Source organism: Paraburkholderia sp. J11-2 (assembly GCF_905220185.1).
Taxonomy (GTDB): Bacteria; Pseudomonadota; Gammaproteobacteria; order Burkholderiales; family Burkholderiaceae; genus Paraburkholderia.
On sequence record NZ_CAJMYY010000011.1, the window covers coordinates 245,082 to 263,187 of the forward strand.

At 63.3% G+C, this 18,106-nt stretch carries 18 protein-coding genes; 4 read left to right on the forward strand and 14 right to left on the reverse strand.

Annotation, left to right across the window (positions count from 1 at the left end; all coding sequences use genetic code 11):
• Positions 1 to 7: 7 nt before the first annotated feature.
• From rfbC to rfbB, 3 genes are read right to left on the reverse strand one after another with little or no spacing between them, the layout of a single operon-like run.
• On the reverse strand, positions 8 to 559 hold the full coding sequence (gene rfbC, locus U5A57_RS17840) for a dTDP-4-dehydrorhamnose 3,5-epimerase (RefSeq protein WP_321912962.1): 552 nt from the start codon (positions 557 to 559) through the stop codon (positions 8 to 10).
• On the reverse strand, positions 544 to 1,437 hold the full coding sequence (gene rfbA / locus U5A57_RS17845) for a glucose-1-phosphate thymidylyltransferase RfbA (protein ID WP_321912964.1): 894 nt from the start codon (positions 1,435 to 1,437) through the stop codon (positions 544 to 546). Before rfbA ends, rfbC begins: the two co-directional genes overlap by 16 nt.
• Before the next feature lie 11 nt (positions 1,438 to 1,448).
• Positions 1,449 to 2,510, reverse strand: coding sequence for a dTDP-glucose 4,6-dehydratase (gene rfbB / locus U5A57_RS17850; RefSeq protein WP_321912967.1), 1,062 nt, complete (start codon positions 2,508 to 2,510; stop codon positions 1,449 to 1,451).
• A gap of 364 nt (positions 2,511 to 2,874) precedes the next feature.
• Between rfbB and U5A57_RS17855 the strand changes: the two genes are divergently transcribed.
• A complete protein-coding gene (locus U5A57_RS17855) occupies positions 2,875 to 3,714 on the forward strand; it encodes a symmetrical bis(5'-nucleosyl)-tetraphosphatase (protein ID WP_415774640.1) in 840 nt (279 codons plus the stop codon).
• A gap of 20 nt (positions 3,715 to 3,734) precedes the next feature.
• Here U5A57_RS17855 and U5A57_RS17860 read toward each other — a convergent pair whose 3' ends face one another.
• From U5A57_RS17860 to U5A57_RS17900, 9 genes are all read right to left on the reverse strand, one after another.
• Complete coding sequence (locus U5A57_RS17860) at positions 3,735 to 4,550, reverse strand: 2OG-Fe(II) oxygenase (RefSeq protein WP_321912971.1); 816 nt, start codon at positions 4,548 to 4,550, stop codon at positions 3,735 to 3,737.
• 49 nt (positions 4,551 to 4,599) lie between these two features.
• On the reverse strand, positions 4,600 to 5,376 hold the full coding sequence (locus U5A57_RS17865) for a lysophospholipid acyltransferase family protein (protein WP_321912973.1): 777 nt from the start codon (positions 5,374 to 5,376) through the stop codon (positions 4,600 to 4,602).
• A gap of 73 nt (positions 5,377 to 5,449) precedes the next feature.
• Positions 5,450 to 6,733, reverse strand: a complete 1,284-nt coding sequence (locus tag U5A57_RS17870; protein WP_321912975.1) for a dihydroorotase — start codon at positions 6,731 to 6,733, stop codon at positions 5,450 to 5,452.
• Between the two features lie 26 nt (positions 6,734 to 6,759).
• A complete protein-coding gene (locus U5A57_RS17875) occupies positions 6,760 to 7,779 on the reverse strand; it encodes an aspartate carbamoyltransferase catalytic subunit (RefSeq protein WP_321912977.1) in 1,020 nt (339 codons plus the stop codon).
• A gap of 89 nt (positions 7,780 to 7,868) precedes the next feature.
• Positions 7,869 to 8,390 (reverse strand): bifunctional pyr operon transcriptional regulator/uracil phosphoribosyltransferase PyrR, encoded by a 522-nt coding sequence (pyrR, locus tag U5A57_RS17880; protein ID WP_321912978.1) that lies wholly within the window; start codon positions 8,388 to 8,390, stop codon positions 7,869 to 7,871.
• A 19-nt stretch (positions 8,391 to 8,409) separates the two neighbouring features.
• A complete protein-coding gene (ruvX, locus tag U5A57_RS17885) occupies positions 8,410 to 8,844 on the reverse strand; it encodes a Holliday junction resolvase RuvX (RefSeq protein ID WP_321912979.1) in 435 nt (144 codons plus the stop codon).
• Complete coding sequence (locus U5A57_RS17890) at positions 8,841 to 9,419, reverse strand: YqgE/AlgH family protein (RefSeq protein ID WP_158757151.1); 579 nt, start codon at positions 9,417 to 9,419, stop codon at positions 8,841 to 8,843. Before U5A57_RS17890 ends, ruvX begins: the two co-directional genes overlap by 4 nt.
• A 234-nt stretch (positions 9,420 to 9,653) precedes the next feature.
• Complete coding sequence (locus U5A57_RS17895) at positions 9,654 to 11,159, reverse strand: hypothetical protein (protein WP_321912982.1); 1,506 nt, start codon at positions 11,157 to 11,159, stop codon at positions 9,654 to 9,656.
• A 215-nt stretch (positions 11,160 to 11,374) separates the two neighbouring features.
• Positions 11,375 to 11,545, reverse strand: coding sequence for a rubredoxin (locus U5A57_RS17900; protein WP_008342674.1), 171 nt, complete (start codon positions 11,543 to 11,545; stop codon positions 11,375 to 11,377).
• A 340-nt stretch (positions 11,546 to 11,885) separates the two neighbouring features.
• Between U5A57_RS17900 and U5A57_RS17905 the strand changes: the two genes are divergently transcribed.
• Together U5A57_RS17905 and U5A57_RS17910 are read left to right on the forward strand one after the other, a co-directional pair.
• Positions 11,886 to 13,160, forward strand: coding sequence for a transposase (locus tag U5A57_RS17905; RefSeq protein ID WP_321912984.1), 1,275 nt, complete (start codon positions 11,886 to 11,888; stop codon positions 13,158 to 13,160).
• A gap of 75 nt (positions 13,161 to 13,235) precedes the next feature.
• Positions 13,236 to 14,081 carry a hydroxymethylpyrimidine/phosphomethylpyrimidine kinase gene (locus U5A57_RS17910; protein ID WP_321912986.1) on the forward strand — a complete coding sequence of 282 codons (846 nt, stop codon included), beginning with the start codon at positions 13,236 to 13,238 and terminating at the stop codon, positions 14,079 to 14,081.
• A 149-nt stretch (positions 14,082 to 14,230) separates the two neighbouring features.
• Here the strand turns inward: U5A57_RS17910 and groL are convergent, their stop codons facing one another.
• Both groL and groES read right to left on the reverse strand, forming a co-directional pair.
• Positions 14,231 to 15,871 (reverse strand): chaperonin GroEL, encoded by a 1,641-nt coding sequence (gene groL / locus U5A57_RS17915; RefSeq protein WP_321912987.1) that lies wholly within the window; start codon positions 15,869 to 15,871, stop codon positions 14,231 to 14,233.
• A 44-nt stretch (positions 15,872 to 15,915) separates the two neighbouring features.
• The gene (gene groES, locus U5A57_RS17920) at positions 15,916 to 16,206 is read right to left on the reverse strand and encodes a co-chaperone GroES (protein ID WP_028202123.1); all 291 of its coding nucleotides are present in this window, start codon (positions 16,204 to 16,206) and stop codon (positions 15,916 to 15,918) included.
• Between the two features lie 993 nt (positions 16,207 to 17,199).
• Here groES and U5A57_RS17925 point away from each other — a divergent pair.
• Positions 17,200 to 18,063, forward strand: a complete 864-nt coding sequence (locus U5A57_RS17925; protein WP_321912988.1) for a hypothetical protein — start codon at positions 17,200 to 17,202, stop codon at positions 18,061 to 18,063.
• Positions 18,064 to 18,106: the final 43 nt, after the last annotated feature.

Consider the following 18,106-nt stretch of genomic DNA (forward strand, 5'->3'; position numbering starts at 1 on the left):
TTCGCGCTCATGCATAGACTTCGGCCTCAGCCAGCCGCTTGCCCGCCGCATCCTTCGCCGCGAGCAGCGGTTCGAAGTCGATCGGCCAGTCGATGCCGATCTCCGCGTCGTTCCACACAATGCTGCGTTCGTGCTCGGGGAACCAGTAATCGGTCGTCTTGTAGAGGAACTGCGCTAACTCCGACAGCACGACAAAGCCATGCGCAAAGCCAGGAGGCACCCACAACTGCCGATGATTCTCCGCCGAGAGAGTCACGCCCACCCACTTGCCGAAATTCGGCGAGCTGCGGCGCACATCGACGGCCACGTCGAACACTGCGCCTTCCACCACGCGCACGAGCTTGCCCTGTGCATGCTGGATCTGATAGTGCAGTCCGCGCAATACGCCCTTCGCCGAACGCGAATGGTTGTCCTGCACGAACACGACGCCTGGCTCGACCAGTTCTTCGAACTCGCGGCCGTTGAAGCTCTCGTAGAAGTAGCCACGCGAATCACCGAATACCTTCGGCTCGATGATCTTGACCTCGGGGAGTGCCGTAGCTGTTACCGTGATGGCCATGCAACCTGATCCGTAAGAATATTCAACAGATATTTCCCGTAGCCGTTCTTCGCGAGCGGCTTGGCGAGCGCCTGAAGTTGTTCGCCATCGATCCACGAGCGGCGATACGCAATCTCCTCAGGACACGCAACCACGAGCCCCTGACGCTTCTGCAGCGTTGCGATGAAGGTCGCCGCTTCGATCAGCGAGTCGTGTGTGCCGGTGTCGAGCCACGCATAGCCACGGCCCATGATCTCGACATTGAGCGCGCCGTCGCTCAGATAGCGCGAATTGACGTCGGTGATCTCAAGTTCGCCGCGCGGCGAAGGCTTAATGTCGGCCGCAATGTCGCACACGCGCTGATCGTAGAAATAGAGCCCGGTGACAGCGTAATTCGAGCGCGGCTCTACGGGCTTCTCTTCGATCGACAGCGCGCGAAAGCCCTTGTCGAATTCGACCACGCCGTAGCGCTCAGGATCCTGCACGTGATATGCGAACACGGTCGCACCAGCGTCCTGCGCATCGGCGCGTTCGAGCTGCTTCGCGAGATCGTGGCCGTAGAAAATGTTGTCGCCAAGAATAAGCGCAGACGGGTCATTGCCGACGAATTCCTTGCCGATAATGAACGCCTGGGCGAGACCATCCGGCGAGGGCTGCACCGCATACTGGATGTTCATGCCCCACTGGCTGCCGTCGCCGAGCATCGACTCAAAGCGCGGCGTGTCCTGCGGCGTCGAGATGATGAGCACATCGCGAATACCCGCGATCATCAGCGTCGACAGCGGGTAGTAGATCATCGGCTTGTCGTACACCGGCAGCAGCTGCTTCGAGACCGCATGGGTGATCGGATAAAGCCGCGTGCCGGAACCGCCGGCGAGAATAATGCCTTTGCGCGCCATGTCCGCTGCCCTTACGCGCGCTGCGCGTAGTTCGTTTCGACCCACTTGCGATAATCGCCCGAGGCCACGTCGTCAACCCATACCTGGTTGTCGAGATACCAGCGCACCGTCTTCGCAAGACCCGTCTCGAACGTTTCGGCAGGCTTCCAGCCAAGCTCGCGCTCGAGTTTGCGCGCGTCGATCGCATAACGACGATCGTGGCCGGGACGATCGGTCACGTACGTGATCTGATCGCGATACGAGCCCGACGCCTTCGGACGCTGCGAGTCGAGCAGGTCGCACAGCGTGTGCACGACTTCAAGATTCTTCTTCTCGTTCCAGCCGCCCACGTTGTACGTTTCGCCAACCTGGCCGCGCGCGAGCACTTCGCGGATCGCGCTGCAATGGTCGCCCACATACAACCAATCGCGCACGTTCTGACCGTCGCCATAAACCGGCAACGGCTTGCCGGCAAGTGCGTTGGCAATCATCAGCGGAATGAGCTTTTCCGGGAACTGGTACGGACCATAGTTGTTCGAGCAGTTCGTCGTAAGCGTCGGCAGGCCGTACGTATGATGATACGCACGCACGAGATGATCGGAGCCGGCCTTGGTCGCCGAATAGGGGCTATTCGGTGCGTAAGGCGTCGTTTCGGAAAACTGCGGATCGGTCGCCGAGAGCGAACCGAACACCTCGTCGGTCGAGACGTGCAGGAAGCGGAATGCGGCCTTTGCGGCTTCGGGCAGATTGTTCCAGTACTGGCGCGCGGCTTCGAGCAGCGTAAACGTGCCTACCACATTGGTCTGAACAAAATCCGCCGGGCCGTGAATCGAACGGTCCACGTGACTCTCGGCTGCAAAATGAAGTACCGCGCGCGGCTTGTGCTGCGCGAACAGCGCGTCGAGCGCTGCGCGATCGCAAATATCAACGCGCGCGAATACATGCTTCGGGTCGTCTTGCAGCGACTTGAGCGTCCCAAGATTGCCCGCGTAGGTCAGCTTATCGACGTTCAGCACCGCCTCATCGGATTGCCGCAACCAATCAAGCACAAAGTTAGCGCCGATAAAGCCGGCACCGCCCGTAACCAGGATCATGGAACTCCTCTTATTGCGCTAGTGTGGAAGCAAATCTGGCGAAAATCCCCGCGCCAGACTGCCGAAAGAGAGCTGTAATAGGCTATTCCGTAAGGAAAAAGCGCCTAGCTATTCGCCCAGCATACTCTGTCTCTGATTTTGTCAGTAGAGATTATAAGGATCGCTAGCGCGAACGCCACCCCCCTAACATCTTGAAACAGCTTGACAAAATCCGGCCCCGCATTTTTTGTGCCACGCGCGTGACTGTATCTTCACGCTTTCGTGATTTTTACGATTTATGCTGCATCAGGCGGCGATTGTATTCCTGTGATACCGTCACTCCCTCATTGCGCGCCGCAACCACACCAATTCAACGATGAAGCAAGTGCCGTACCCCCCCCCCCTCGCCTTCGGCGATCTCCAGGGCTGCCTCATACCGTTTCGCGAACTGCTCGCCAAGGCTGCGCCCTCCGCCCACACGCCGCTGTGGTTCGCGGGCGACCTGATCAATCGCGGTCCGCAATCGCTCGAAACGTTGCGCGAGGTGATCGCGCTTGGCGAGCGCGGCGTTGCCGTGCTGGGCAATCACGACCTGCATCTGCTTTCGGTGTCGGCGGGCATCCGCAAGTCGAAAAAAGGCGACACGATCGACGAGATCCTGACCGCACCCGACGCCGAAGACCTGTTGCACTGGGTGCGCCACCGTCCGATCGCGCACTACGAGAACGGCATGCTGATGGTGCACGCGGGCGTGTTGCCTCAATGGGATGCCGATCTCACAATGGAACTCGCGCACGAACTCGAGAAGGCCTTGCGGCGCGACAACTGGAAGGAGACGCTTGCGGGCCTCTACGGCAACGAGCCGAACCGCTGGTCGAAAGACCTGAAGGGTATCGACCGGCTCCGGGTGACCTGCAGCGCACTCACGCGCATGCGCTTTTGCGATCGCGACGGCACGATGGATTTCACCACTAGCGGTGGCCTCGATTCGGCGCCGCCCGGTTATATGCCGTGGTTCGATGTTCCGGGGCGCAAGACCGCCGAGATCACGGTCGTCTTCGGCCATTGGGCGGCGCTCGGCCTCACCTTGCGCAAGAACGTGGTCGGGCTCGACTCGGGCTGCGTGTGGGGCGAACGACTCTCCGCGGTGCACCTCAACGCCGATCCGTCCCAGCGCATCCTCACCCAGGTGCCATGCGAGAGCTGCCGCGCAACGAGCGGCTGAACTCCACGCCACGCGTCCTTTCAGCGCTTCTTGTTGTACAAGTGCGTCGTGCTCTTCACACCCCTGGGAAAGACGCGACGTACGAGTCCGCGCGCTGCGGCGTCGGCCTGCAACACGACGTCGCGCACCGGCTCGTCAGGCCGGCCGCGAAACGAGGTCGGGTGAAAGTATTCGGCATCGCCCACCGGATGATCCGAAAAGTAGTAATTCGACACGCAGCACCGCTGCTCCGTGCTCGCGTTCTTCGATACCGAATGCCACGAGTGCTGGTTCGTCACCATCACGGCGAGGCGGTTGAAACGGCTCACGATCGTCGTGGGCTCGGCTTTCGTACCCTGCGGCCAGACTTCGAGGTTGCCGCCCTTCTCCCGCGACCAGTCCGGCGAAACGTAGTAGAGCAGATTCAGCACGCGATAGCGTTCGCGATCCTTGTCGTGTGAATTGTCGAGATGCGGGTTGAGGAAGTGGCCCGGCCCCATCATCGAGATGCCGCCAGCGTAGAGATGCTCGTCCGGATAGAGCGAGCGCAGGCCGGTGATCTCTTTGACGAGCTCGACCACGCGCGGCATCTGGAACGCGAAGATGATCTCTTCGAGCAGCGGCGCATGCGCGTCCATTTGCGCCGAGACGTATTTCAGCTCGCGCAAACTCTTGCGCAACATCATCTTCGACGTGTCAGGGAAGGCCGCGCGAATCGCACGCGCAACGTCCTCCGGGAGTACGTCGTCGATATGGAAGTGATTGACGGGCGCCGTCTGCGTCCATTGTTCGCGCAGCCGGGCGCGTTCTGCTTCGAGGCGCTCCGCGATGCACGCGCCGAGTTCCGTGCGATCCATGGTGACTGTCCTGCTATGTTTTTTCTGCCTTCGATGACGCGCCGAGGCGTCACGACACCTGAACGGCCCCGGGTCCTTGCACATGCTCCGCTTCACCGCGCATCGTCTTCAACGCCTGCCCCACCGCCTCCTGCGCGCGCGCCGCCAGCTTGCGCCGGTCGTCACCCGCTTCGATCGCTTCGCCCACATAAACATGTGCAGTCAACGGCCCAGCCTTGAGCATCGCGTCGAGTGAATCCTTGAGCGAGAGGTCATCGATATACGCCGGCGCCACCGACTGCCGCCCCTGCGAATCCTCATACAGAATGCAAAGCGGCTGCACAGGCCGCCCAGCCGACACCGCCGCCTGGAACATGTTCGAGTGAAACGGCAGGAGCGCACGGCCGTCCGACGTCGTGCCTTCAGGAAACACGCACATCAGTTCGCCGCGCGTGAGACGCTCGGCCAGCTCATGCATGATGCGGCGCGCGTCGCTGCGCTTCTCGCGCTCAACGAACACGGTGTCGAGGTTCTGCGCAAACCAGCCTATGAGTGGCCAATGGCGGATCTCAGCCTTCGAGACGAACGGCGTAGGCCGCCATGCATTGATCACGTAGATATCAATCCACGAAATGTGATTGCTCACGACAAGCGCGCCCGCGTCGAGCCGCGCCGAATCGTTATGCACGACGAGCTTCAAGCCGCACAGCTCGAGCATCTTGAGGGACCATGCGCGGTTCATGGCGTGGCGCTGATCGGCGCTCGCACGCGGAAAACGCATTGCGACGGTCAAGGCGCCGCGCAGCAAATGCGCGAGCAGGCGGGTCTTGCGAATGAAGAGGCTCATATTTGACGAGAAGCTGAATCGCGAAATCCTAGCAGACACGCATGACACAAATCTGTCATGCGTGTTCGCGACCTCAATCGAGCCCGCGCTCGAAGCCCACACGGCCCGCCACGAGCGTCGCGCGCACGACGGCGGGCAATTCGTACCCGAGGAACGGCGTGTTGTGCCCCTGGCTCCTGAGCGCACGCGGCTCGACGCGCCAGTGCGCATGGGGATCGAACACGCAAAGGTCCGCGCTCGCGCCCAAGGCGAGCCGTCCCGCGTCACGCTGCATCACGGCAGCCGGCGCCGACGTCACATGGGCGAGCGCCTTCGCGAGCGGCACGCGCGCTTCCTGCGCCCATTTCACCGTGAGCGAGAGGAACAGCTCGAGGCCTGTCGCACCCGGCGTCGCTTCGGCGAAAGGCAGCAGCTTTTCGTCATCATCCACGGGCGTGTGCTGCGAGCAGATCGCGTCGATCGTGCCATCGGCGAGACCCGCGCGAATCGACTCGCGATCGCGCTGCTGCCGCAGCGGCGGGTCGAGCCGGAACTGCGCGTCGAAATAGCCGATATCCATGTCGATCAAATGCAGGTGGTTGGCCGTTACGTCGCAGGTCACGGGCAGACCCTCGGCCTTCGCGGCGCGCACGAGCGCAACGCCCGCCGCAGACGAAAGATGCTGCACATGTATGCGCGCGCCCGTCACGCGCATCAGTTCGAAAAGCGTATGCAACGCGATCGTCTCCGCGCTCACCGGCACACCGGAGAGGCCGAGGCGCGAAGCCAGCGCCCCGCTCGCGGCCACGCCGCCCTTCGAGAGATACGCGTCCTGCGGCCGCAGCCACACGGAGTAGCCATAGGTGCTCGCGTACTGCAGCGCGCGCAGCAGGACCTGAGTGTCGGCGATCGGCGCGTCGGCTTGCGTGAAGCCGATGCAGCCCGCCTCGGTCAGCGACACCATCTCGGTGATCACTTGCCCTTTCAGGCCCACGGTCAGCGCGCCGAGCGGATGCACATGCGCACGCGCGAGCTTGCCCGCACGGTGCTTGAGCATTTCGACGAGGCCGGCTTCGTCGAGCACGGGATCGGTATCGGGCGGGCACACGAGGCTCGTCACGCCGCCCGCGAGCGCCGCGCTCATCTCCGAGTCGAGCGTGGCCTTGTGCTCGTAGCCCGGCTCGCGCAGGCGCGCGCTCAGGTCGACGAGACCGGGCGCGACCACGAGGCCGCGCGCATCGAGCGTTCTGTCCGCCTGGAAGCCCGCAGGCGCCGCGCCCAGCGCGGCGATCTTGCCAGCTTCGATGTACACGTCCTGCTGCTGTTCCGTCCCGGCCGCGGGATCAATCAGCGTGCCGCCTTGAATATGAATCTTCATGTGCTGCCCTTGTTGTTCTCGCCGCTTCAGTCGTTGTTCCCGGCGACGATGCCCATCACCGCCATGCGCACCGCAATCCCAAAGCTCACCTGGTCGAGGATCACCGACTGCGGGCCGTCTGCGACCTGCGAGTCGATTTCGACGCCACGATTCATCGGCCCCGGATGCATGACGATCGCATCGGGCGCGGCGAGCGCTAGGCGCTCGGGCGTCAAGCCCCAGCTCTTGAAGTACTCCTGCGCGGAAGGCAGCAGCGCGCCGCTCATGCGCTCGTTCTGCAGGCGCAGCATGATGATGACGTCGACGTCTTTCAGGCCTTCGTCGAGGTTATGAAACACGCGCACGCCCATCTGCTCGAGGCCGCCCGGCAGCAGCGTGCGCGGGCCGATGGCGCGCACCTCGGGTACGCCGAGGGTGGTAAGCGCGTGGATATCCGAGCGCGCCACGCGCGAATGCAGGATGTCGCCGACGATCGCCACGCGCAGGTTCGTGAAATCGCGCTTGTAGTGGCGGATCGTGTACATGTCGAGCAGGCCTTGCGTCGGGTGCGCGTGGCGGCCGTCGCCGGCGTTGATCACGTGCACGTGCGGCGCGCAGTGCTCGGCGATCAGGTACGGCGCGCCGCTCGACGCGTGGCGCACGACGAACATGTCGGCGTGCATCGCCGAAAGGTTGCCAATGGTGTCGAGCAGCGACTCGCCCTTGCTCGTCGACGAAGCGTTGATGTTCAGGTTGAGCACGTCCGCCGAAAGACGCTTGGCCGCGATCTCAAACGTTGTGCGCGTGCGCGTGGAATTCTCGAAGAACAGGTTGAACACCGACTTGCCGCGCAACAGCGGCACCTTCTTCACGTCGCGGTCGGTCACGCTCACGAACTGTGTGGCGGTATCGAGAACGTGAGTGAGGATTGCGCGCGACAGGCCCTCGATTGACAGCAGATGCTTGAGCTCGCCATTTTTCGTGAGCTGCGGATTGCCCTTGAGAAAGCCATAGCGAAAACGCTTGTCGTCCGCTGTGGACGCGGCGGGCGTGGGCTGTGTGTTCATCGCGTGAATCCTGGATGTGATGGGCTGCGTGGGGCCGGCATGCGTGCCTGTGCGCCTGCCGTCGCCGCCAAATATGTTCGATACGCGCGTCAGGCGCCGCTGCCCGGCTCGACGTGAAAAGCGAAGAGACCGTCGGCGCTGTGTGCAAGCACAAGCGTTTCGCGCGCACCGACGCTGACCGCGCCGCCGGTGAAGCGCGCGGACACCGGCAGCTCACGCCCGCCGCGTTCGGCAAGCACCGCAAGTTCGACGGAAGCCGGCCGACCATAGTCGTACAGTTCGTTGAGCGCGGCGCGCACGGTGCGGCCCGTGAAAAGCACGTCGTCGACGAGCAGAATGTGGCGGCCTTCCACGGCGAAGGGCAGCGCCGTCGGGCTTGCCTTGCTGTGCAGGCCCTTCTTCGCATAGTCGTCGCGGTGCAGCGCAACGTTGAGCACGCCCCATTCGAGCACCCCGACGTCATGTGCAAGCCGCTCGGCGATCCACGCACCGCCGCTATGAATGCCGACGATCGCCACGCCGCCGGGCGCGCCGAACGCGTCGGCCGGATACGCCGCGCGGATCTCGTCGAGAAGGGCGCAATACAGCGCTTCAGCGTCAGGGATGATCATCGGGCAACTCGCGGGCTAGTTAGAGCGGGAGTTCGTCGAGGTACTGCTGGAGAATCACGGAGGCCGCTTCGGCGTCGACATGCTCGACGCGTTCGCCGCGCTCGCGGATCCGCGCTTCGGCGTCGACGGACGAGTAGCGCTCGTCCACCCACACCACCCGCAGACCGAAACGGCCATTGAGCTGATTGCCAAAGCGCTTCGCGTGCTGCGTCATGATGTGCGGTGTGCCGTCCGGATGGCACGGCAGGCCGACCACGAGCAGGTCGGGCTGCCACTCGCGCAGCAACGCGCCTATCGCTTCGAAGCGGTAGTCGCGACTCTTGTTGGGAATGACAGTGAGCGCTCGGGCGCTGCGCGTGAGCGCGTTGCCGAGCGCGACGCCGATACGCTTTTCGCCGTAGTCGAACGCAAGCAAGGTGGCCTCGCCGGCCCCTCGCCCAGCGGCCACGCTCATGCGTGACCCGCCTCGCCCGACAGCATCGACGAGGAAATGCCGAGCAGCGCGAGCGCCGCTTCGAAGCGCTCTTCGGCGGGCACGTCGAATACGATCTTCGGATCGGCTTCGACCGTAAGCCAGCCGTTCTTCGAGATTTCGTCCTCGAGTTGGCCGGCGCCCCAGCCGGCGTGGCCGAGCGTGAGGAGGAAGCGTTCGGGGCCGCTGCCGTTCGCAACGGCTTCGAGCACGTCCTTCGACGTGGTCATTTCAAGGCCGCCCGGCACCGACATCGACGACGTGTAGCTCGTGCCCTCGGCTCTCGCGTGCAGCACGAAGCCGCGCTCGGTCTGCACCGGGCCGCCGAAATAAACGGGCACATGCAGGAGCGGCTCGATTTCGAGCTTGAGGTCGATGCGGGAAAAGAGCGCCTCGAGATCGATGTCGGTGGGCCGATTGATGACGAGACCGAGCGCGCCGCGCTCCGAATGATCGCAAAGGTAGACCACCGTTCCTGAAAACGTGGGGTCCGCCATGTTCGGCATGGCGATCAGGAACTGGTTGGTTAGATTGATGCGATCGTTACTCTTGGACATGGTTTGAATTCTAGCAAAGACGATGCGCAATGGCGGCGCGCTGCCAGGCCGGAGGTCGGGCGCCCGATGGTGGCCTCACACCTTGCCAGCCGCGGCGCGTTGCGCATTGCAGGTAATGGCTCACTCTAACACGCGCGCGCTGTGCCCTCGCAAGGCAATCGGCCGATGGCGCAAGGCCGATGCCTGACCTCTGCAAGGCACGGCCAGCGCCGCGAATCCTCAGGCCCGGCGGAGTCAGTGCGCAATATTTTGCACCGCATTTTGCGCCGCGCCGTTGACGATTGCCACGCCAAGCGCACGCACCACGGGCGTAGCGTCGGGCTGCGCGATACCCGCCGCGACCTTGTGCAGCATGGCGCGCAGCGCCTCGCTGGCGTGCTCGATCGCCTCCGCGCCGGGCGGCTGAATTGACGGCGCGCCCCGCGCTTCGAGCGCCGCAAGCGTTGCCGCATGCGCAGTGCGCCGCCAGGCGAGGCCCAGCGCGTCCGCGAGTTGGCCACTATGGCCGAGCCCGAGCGCCCAGGCGGCGGCGCCGATGCGGTACGCCGCTTCGGCGGCCACTAGCGCGTCTGCGGGCTCCGGGCTCGCGCCTGCGCCGCGCAATGTCAGTGTGCGCGAGTGCGTGCCGAGCGCGATCATCGCCGCATCGGCGGTCTGCAGAAAATCTTCATACGCATTGCCGTTCACGACCAGCGCGCCCAGCTCGCGCGTAGGCGCCACACGCGCCGCGAGCGCGCTGGCCTGCACGCTGCCGGCTTCCCACAGCGCCTCCGAGGCCTGCGTGCCGGCAATGTGCCACTCCACGGTCAAGCCGTAGTCATGCAGCAGATCGACGTCAGCGGTGTCTTCCGCGGCGGCCCCGAAGAGCGCGTAATCGCGCCACAGCAACGCGAGCGTGGAGCGCACGAGCGTTTGTGGCGCGAAGCGCAGGCCGCGCGCGTGCTCCCCGATCAGCAGATTGCAGCGTGCGTAAAGACGCCGCACGCCTTCCTCTCCCCACGACGCCACGCCCCGCCGCAGCGCGCGTGCGCACGCCGCAGCAAGACGCCAGAAGTCGTACGGATCGGCGCTCGATAGTTCGGCCATACAGGCGTCCATCTCGTCGAACGCCGCGAGCGCGAGCGCATCGGCCGCGCGGCTGCCGTTGCCGGGCTGCGACTTCAGCGCAAGCAGGAGCGCCTGCTCGAAGCGCGCGCGCACCTGGCCAAATCGCTGCGCCGGCTGCGGATGCAGCGAAGCGGGCGCGAGCGGCCGGCCCAGCAGCGCGATGTCCTCGTAGGCGAGCGCGACACCCGGCATGTGCTCCGCGAGCGCAGCCACGAGCGCGTGCTGCCGCGCGAAAAGCGCGGGCGAGCACGCCAGCTCGCGCAGATTGCGGCGTTCGAGCGCAGCGACGAGATCTTGCAGCGCCTCGCTGAACAAGGCACGCATTTCAGCGTCCTTCGCTTCCTCGGGCGCATGGAGCGGCCGCGCGGGCAGGCCCGGCGGCGGCGCTACGGGCACCGGCGCGGCAAGCGCGAGCGGGGAAGCGAGGAGCAGCGTGTCGGCAAAGCGCGCGGCGGCGAGCCAGCCGGCGTCGTGCAGCGTGCGGGCAGCCTGGCGCAGTGGCCGGGCAACGTCGCGCTGCTCCCCGAGCGCGGCAAGCGCCTGGGCGAGCGCGCCGTGCGCGAACGGCACCGAGCCGCCGCGCGGATTCGGCAACGCTTCGAACCGCACATCAGAGCTTGAAGGATGACTCATAGGGCAGCGCCGAAAACATTAGCGGGCCAACCAGGCGGGCAATCTCGACATAAGCGTCGACACCGGCGACGGCTAGCGCAAATACGGTGCCAGCCGTCGCGACACCGCGAGCCGCACCGCACTCGACACACTTCTGGAATCCGCAGCCAGACTGCGCACCGGCCACCGCGAGCGAACTGAGATATGCGAAAACGCGCTCAGCCGCCAGCGCGGTCTCAGATCTGGACCATCTCGAAGTCTTCCTTGCGCGCGCCGCACTCAGGGCAGGTCCAGTTGATCGGGACATCCTCCCAGCGCGTGCCGGGGGCAATGCCTTCGTCTGGCAAACCGGCTTCTTCGTCGTAAATCCAGCCGCAGATCAGGCACATCCAGCTTCTATATTCCATTCTTATGCCGCGTCGAAAAGTCCGAAACCAGTCGGAAAAAAAATCGGGGAAACGAGAGCCATGATGGTACCTTGTTGCCGTTTCCATGCCTAGCAAGAGGAAGTTTCGCTGGCGTGGCTCCGGGAGCGATTGGCAGCAGGTAGCAGCCGCGTCCGGCGCGAAAAATTCATGTGCGCTCGTCATCCGTCCCCCAGATGCGCAGATACGCCGCATAATTGTGCATATTCCTGTGCATTTGCCTTCTGGCTGATTTGCTTACGAACCTTTTAGGCGAAGCCATCGAGACAGGACGAAGTCTCATGACGACTTCACTTCCCGTCTTCCGGGTTACGATTAAGTTATGGAACGTCGAAAGGTCACCTTCAAGCTGTATCCGGATGCCCAGGAGGTCGAACGCCTCACGGTCTGGATCCACCTGCACTGCGAGCTTTACAACGCGGCGCTCGAAGAGCGCATCGATGCGTACCGCAAGCACGCGAAGTCGATCAGCTACTACGACCAACAGAACGTGTTGCCCGAGATCAAGGTGGCCCGCCCAGAATACGTCGAGCTGGGCTCGCATGCGCTGCAGCAGACGTTGCGCCGCCTCGATCTGGCGTTCCAGGCGTTTTACCGGCGCGTCAAGGCGGGGCAGACACCGGGCTTTCCGAGGTTCAGGTCAAGCAAACGCTTCACCGGCTTCTGTTATCCCGACCCGGCTGGCTGGAAGATTTTGCAGCACGGAGGCCGCGGGGCGACGCTACGCATCGGCAGCGGCAGGTCCGCGATGTCGATCCGCGCACGAGGCAAACACCGCTTCGGCGACAGCACAAGGCCCAACGACTTGACGATCACTCGCCGCAACAACCAGTGGTTTGCGTCGGTCACGCTGCGTGTATCCGCAGAGGACTGTGCGCGCGAGCGGACGGGTGACGATCATCGCGGCGTGGATTTCGGTATCTCCGACTGGGCGACGTTCGATAACGGCGAGAGGGTTTCCAATCCGCGCTTCCTGCGCAACGCGCTGCCGAAGCTCTCGCGACTGCAACGCGAGCGAGCCCGCAAGAAGAAGAACTCCATCCGATACCGACGGCTCAGCCGTCAGACCGCCACACTGCACGAGCGCATTGCCAACGTGCGACGAGACTTCCTGCACAAGGAAACGACGCGCATGGCGATGTCCTGTGCGGCGCTCGCGACCGAAGAGCTTCGAACCAAAAATATGACCCGTTCGGCCAAAGGTACGCAGGAGATGCCCGGCTGGATGGTCAGACAGAAAGCCGGGCTGAACCGGGAAATCCTCTCGGCGGGCCTTGGCATGGCGCATCAGATGCTCTCGTACAAAGTGATCGAGACTGGTTCGAGACTGCATCTGTCGAACACGCGCCAGTTAAAACCGTCGCAGCGGTGCGCTGGATGCTGGGAGATCGTTCCCAAGACCCTTGCGCAACGCACGCACGTGTGCCCGCACTGCGGGTACATCGCGCCACGCGACCAGAACGCAGCGTCGGTTGTATTGATCGACGCGCTCATGCCTGGGACGGGCGTGGCGGCGAGACCGAAACCTCTACCCCAATGGGGCAAGTCAAAGTCTGTGACCCGCGAAACCACCGCTAAAGCGTCGCCAGACATTTAGCGGCGGAGAGTTCATGCATTCTCTTATGACGGCGCGGTACGCCGCGCCCGAAACTCAATCCAATTCCCCAAGTTCATGCCCAGCGACACCCCTCCCATCGTCCTTACCTTCGGCCTTTCCGACCCGACAGGCGGCGGCGGACTCCAAGCCGACCTGCTCACGCTCGCCAGCATGGGTTGCCACGGTGTCACCGCGTTGACCGGCTACACGGTGCGCGACTCCGCGGGTTGCGACGAAGTGACCGGCCTCGATCCGGAAACCGTCGCCACCCAGGCGCGCATGCTGCTTGAAGACATGCCAATCGCAGCGTTCAAGGTGGGCGCGGGCGCGCGCGCCGAAGTTGTGAGTGCAATCGCGGAAGTGGTCGCCGACTACGACGACGTACCGCTCATCCTTGCCCCCGACTTCACACTCGACGACGAGCACGTGCTCGCCGCCGACGAATTGCGCGAAGCGATGGCCGACCTGCTCGTGCCGCAGACCACGCTGCTCGTGGCGGACTCCGCGACGCTGATCGCGCTCGCGCAGCCGGATGGCGACGCGGAGGCGCCCAGCGTCGACGCGGCTATCGCGCACCTGCTTGCCACGGGCTGCGAGTACATCCTGGCAATGGAAACGGGCACGCATCGCGTGGTCAACACGCTGTATTGCGAAGACGGCCAGCTGCGCCAGGATCTGTGGGACCGCTCCACGCAGCCGATGATGGGCGTGACCGACACGCTCGGCGCCGCCATTGCCGCACTGCTCGCGAACGGCCAGGAACCGCCCGAGGCCGTGCGCGAGGCGCAGGAATATGTGTATCAGGCCGTGCAGAGTGCGTTCAGGCCGGGCATGGGGGCGTGGCTGCCCGACCGCTTCTTCTGGGCGCGCAGCAACGACTCGGACGCGGACGAAGCCTCGCCCGGCGAAGCGAAGCAATAACGCTCGCGGCGCGGCGGCGCGTGAACCACGCGCAAACCGCACAGACGAAAAAAAACCCGCATCGCTGCGGGTTTTTTCTTTTCGGGCTCGGGAAACACGCCTCACGGCGTGTCCCCCGCACTTCGATGTAATTTCGGCGCAAGCCGTAATTACATGTCCATGCCCATGCCACCCATGCCGCCGGGCATGCCGCCAGCCATCGGAGCATCTTCCTTCGGCACTTCAGCAACAGCTGCGTCCGTCGTCAGGAGCAGGCCAGCAACCGAAGCTGCGTTTTGCAGCGCGGTGCGCGTGACCTTCGTCGGGTCGACCACGCCGGCTTCAACCATGTCGACGTATTCGCCGGTCGCTGCGTTGTAGCCGTAGTTGCCCGAACCAGCTGCAACCGCTGCCACGACCACCGACGCTTCTTCGCCGCCGTTCGTGACGATCTGGCGCAGCGGCTCTTCCATCGCGCGCAGGACGATCTTGATACCAGCGTCCTGGTCTGCGTTGGCGCCCTTCACGTTGGCGATTGCCGTACGTGCACGGATCAGCGCAACGCCGCCGCCCGGGACGATGCCTTCTTCAACGGCAGCGCGGGTTGCGTGCAGCGCGTCTTCCACGCGTGCCTTCTTTTCCTTCATTTCGACTTCGGTCGCAGCGCCGACCTTGATCACTGCCACGCCGCCTGCCAGCTTGGCAACGCGCTCTTGCAGCTTTTCACGGTCGTAGTCCGACGTCGCTTCTTCGATTTGCGTGCGGATTTGCTTCACGCGCGCTTCGATGTTCACGGCTTCGCCAGCGCCGTCGATGATCGTCGTGTTTTCCTTGCCCACTTCGATGCGCTTCGCTTGACCGAGTTCGTTCAGCGTTGCCTTTTCGAGCGTGAGGCCGGTTTCTTCCGCGATGACTTGACCGCCGGTCAGGATCGCGATGTCTTCCAGCATGGCCTTGCGACGGTCGCCGAAGCCCGGAGCCTTGACGGCAACGGTCTTCAGGATGCCGCGGATGTTGTTGACGACCAGCGTTGCGAGCGCTTCGCCTTCGACGTCTTCAGCGATGATCAAGAGCGGACGGCCAGCCTTCGCGACTTGTTCCAGAACCGGCAGCAGATCACGGATGTTCGAGATCTTCTTGTCGAACAGCAGGACGAACGGGCTTTCCAGCACGGCGACTTGCTTGTCCGGGTTGTTGATGAAGTACGGCGAGAGGTAGCCGCGGTCGAACTGCATACCTTCGACGACTTCCAGCTCGTCTTGCAGCGACTTGCCGTCTTCGACGGTGATGACGCCTTCCTTGCCAACCTTGTCCATCGCTTCAGCGATACGGTCGCCGATCGACGTGTCGCTGTTTGCCGAGATCGAGCCGACTTGAGCGATTTCCTTGTTGGTCGTGCAGGGCTTGCTGACCTTGCGCAGCTCTTCGATTGCTGCTGCGACGGCCTTGTCGATGCCGCGCTTCAGGTCCATCGGGTTCATGCCCGATGCGACGTACTTCATGCCTTCGCGGACGATCGACTGGGCCAGAACCGTAGCCGTCGTCGTGCCGTCACCGGCGTTGTCGCTGGTCTTGGAAGCGACTTCCTTGACCATTTGCGCGCCCATGTTCTGGAGCTTGTCCTTGAGCTCGATTTCCTTTGCGACCGAGACACCGTCCTTGGTGACCGTCGGGCCGCCGAACGAGCGCTCGAGCACCACGTTGCGGCCCTTCGGACCCAGCGTGACCTTCACTGCGTTGGCGAGAATGTTCACGCCTTCAACCATCTTGGAACGGGCGGAATCGCCGAACACGACGTCTTTAGCTGCCATCTTCTAACTCCTTGGATTCTTGAATAGTGAGCGGTGGAATGAACTTACTTGTTCACCACGGCCATGATGTCTTCTTCGCGCATCACGAGCAGTTCGTTGCCATCGACCTTGACGGTCTGGCCAGCGTACTTGCCGAACAGGACGCGATCGCCGACCTTCACGTCGAGCGCGATCAGGGCGCCCTTGTCGTCGCGCTTGCCCGGGCCGATGGCCAGGACTTCGCCTTGATCCGGCTTTTCTGCCGCTGCGTCCGGGATCACGATGCCCGAAGCGGTCTTGGTTTCTTGATCCAGGCGCTTGACGATCACGCGATCATGCAAAGGACGAAGGTTCATGGATGTTCCTCTGTTGATTGGGACTTGAAGAGACTCAAGAAAACCTGGCTGCCGGCAACCGCCAGCCAGAGATGTTTATGCACCGAGCGTTGTTAGCACTCTCATGCGGTGAGTGCTAATTATATGGACGGGTGGTGACAAATTCAAGAAGGGGCGGAATGGGGAATCATCGCTGCGATCCATTCGACCCTAAAGACACTTTTGCTCATTCTAGTTGCGGCTATTGGCTGCCGGTTTTCCGTGCCACATCGGAATATTCTGCAATCAAAACAATTAGATAGACAGCCGTGACGCTCGGCTCGACAAGTAACCGCATCACTCTGGAAGCAGCTGCGTCGAGTAACCTGCCCCCGATCTGCCACGTCATCCGGGACGCCTCTCGGGGAAATCCCCAACCTTGCGCCGTAGACAAAATCGGCTGATTCGAGGGCCAGAGCACTGCATAGGCGGGACGCCGAGCAATCCGCCCATTGCATGGTCTCAGGGCGGACGATCAGACCCTTTTAGACTCACACCAAGTTTGCTGGCAGAGCGCTAACCAGCAAACCACGCCCCCTCGTTTACGGGCAGTCGGGCCGCGCCGGATCTGACTTAAGTCCGATTGTTCGGCGCACAACGGATATGTGCGGTAGCCAACACCGGCAAATAACGGATGAATGGAAAATCACTCATATGATCTTTCGAGCGGCTGCGCCGGTTCAGGCACCGCCGCTCTCCTGCGCATGCAGATCGTGGGTTCCGCGAGGCTTCGCCGATCGCTTCAACGACGATCCTGAACATGCCGAAATGGCGTCGCCATGACGGTGGAACGACAGCATGTCCGCTCAGACGACTGGTAACCAGAGTATCCCCACACCGTGCAAGCACTGTGGCGGAGTGCTCTACCTGCACGTCGATCTCTGCCCTTACTGCGGCACGGATCGCCCGTTCGACGCGGCTGCACCCGCGCGCCCGAAAGCCACGTTAGCAGTCGTTGGTTCCGCAGCCGCCCCTATGCGTGCCGTCGCACAGGTATCGCTTGCCGGCGCGGCCGCATCCAATCGCCCATCGGTGCAGGCCGACTATCTGAATAACTACCAACTCGAGGAACAGCGGCCGTTCTGGCACACGGGTAAAGGGCGCTTCGCGAAGGGCGTATTGCTCGCCTGGCTCATTGTCGCAATCGCATACGCCGCGTTTCTGCTGTACAGCGCCAGGCATCGGCAGGAAAGAGAAGTACGCGCCACGCGTGCAAGCTTCGCGGAGCAAAGCTTGCCAAACGCAAATGCTGCACTCGCGCGTGACGCGAACAATGAAGAAGCGCACGAGATACCGCGCGGCGGCGCGCTTGCGCAGCAACGCCGCGATAACGCGCTGCAAAACGCGGACCGATGTGCCGAGCAACGCGCATGGGATTGCGTGCGAGAACAGGCCTCAGAGGCGCTCGCGATTGACCCGGGCAGCCAGCACGCGCGATCGCTGATGGAGCGCGCCATCCGGGCGACGGGCTGGTCGCCGCTGAGTTCGCCGAAAAGCACCACCGCACAAGCCGACGCGAGCGTGCCACTGCCGCGCGGCGCAGCTACCGTACCGCTGCCTTCGTCGCATGATCGGGGCGCGGCCAGGCCGGCCGTACCGAACGAGCCGACCGCAATCGCGTCCCCTCCCCCGCTGCCGGACGCGACCAGCACAACAACGAACGAGAACCCACCGGAACTCGGCAGTGCGAGTGCAAGCGTTGCGACAACCGCCGCGAGCCACTCCGCAACCGCCGATGCCGTCGATGAGGACAGCAGCGATAACGGCGTCGATGAACAGCAACGCGCGATTCTCGAGCTTGGGTGGAAGCACGCTTCATCCTCCGAAGCTGCGCATTGAGAACGACTACAGAACAGATCGTCTGCCGTACAACCCAGACAGA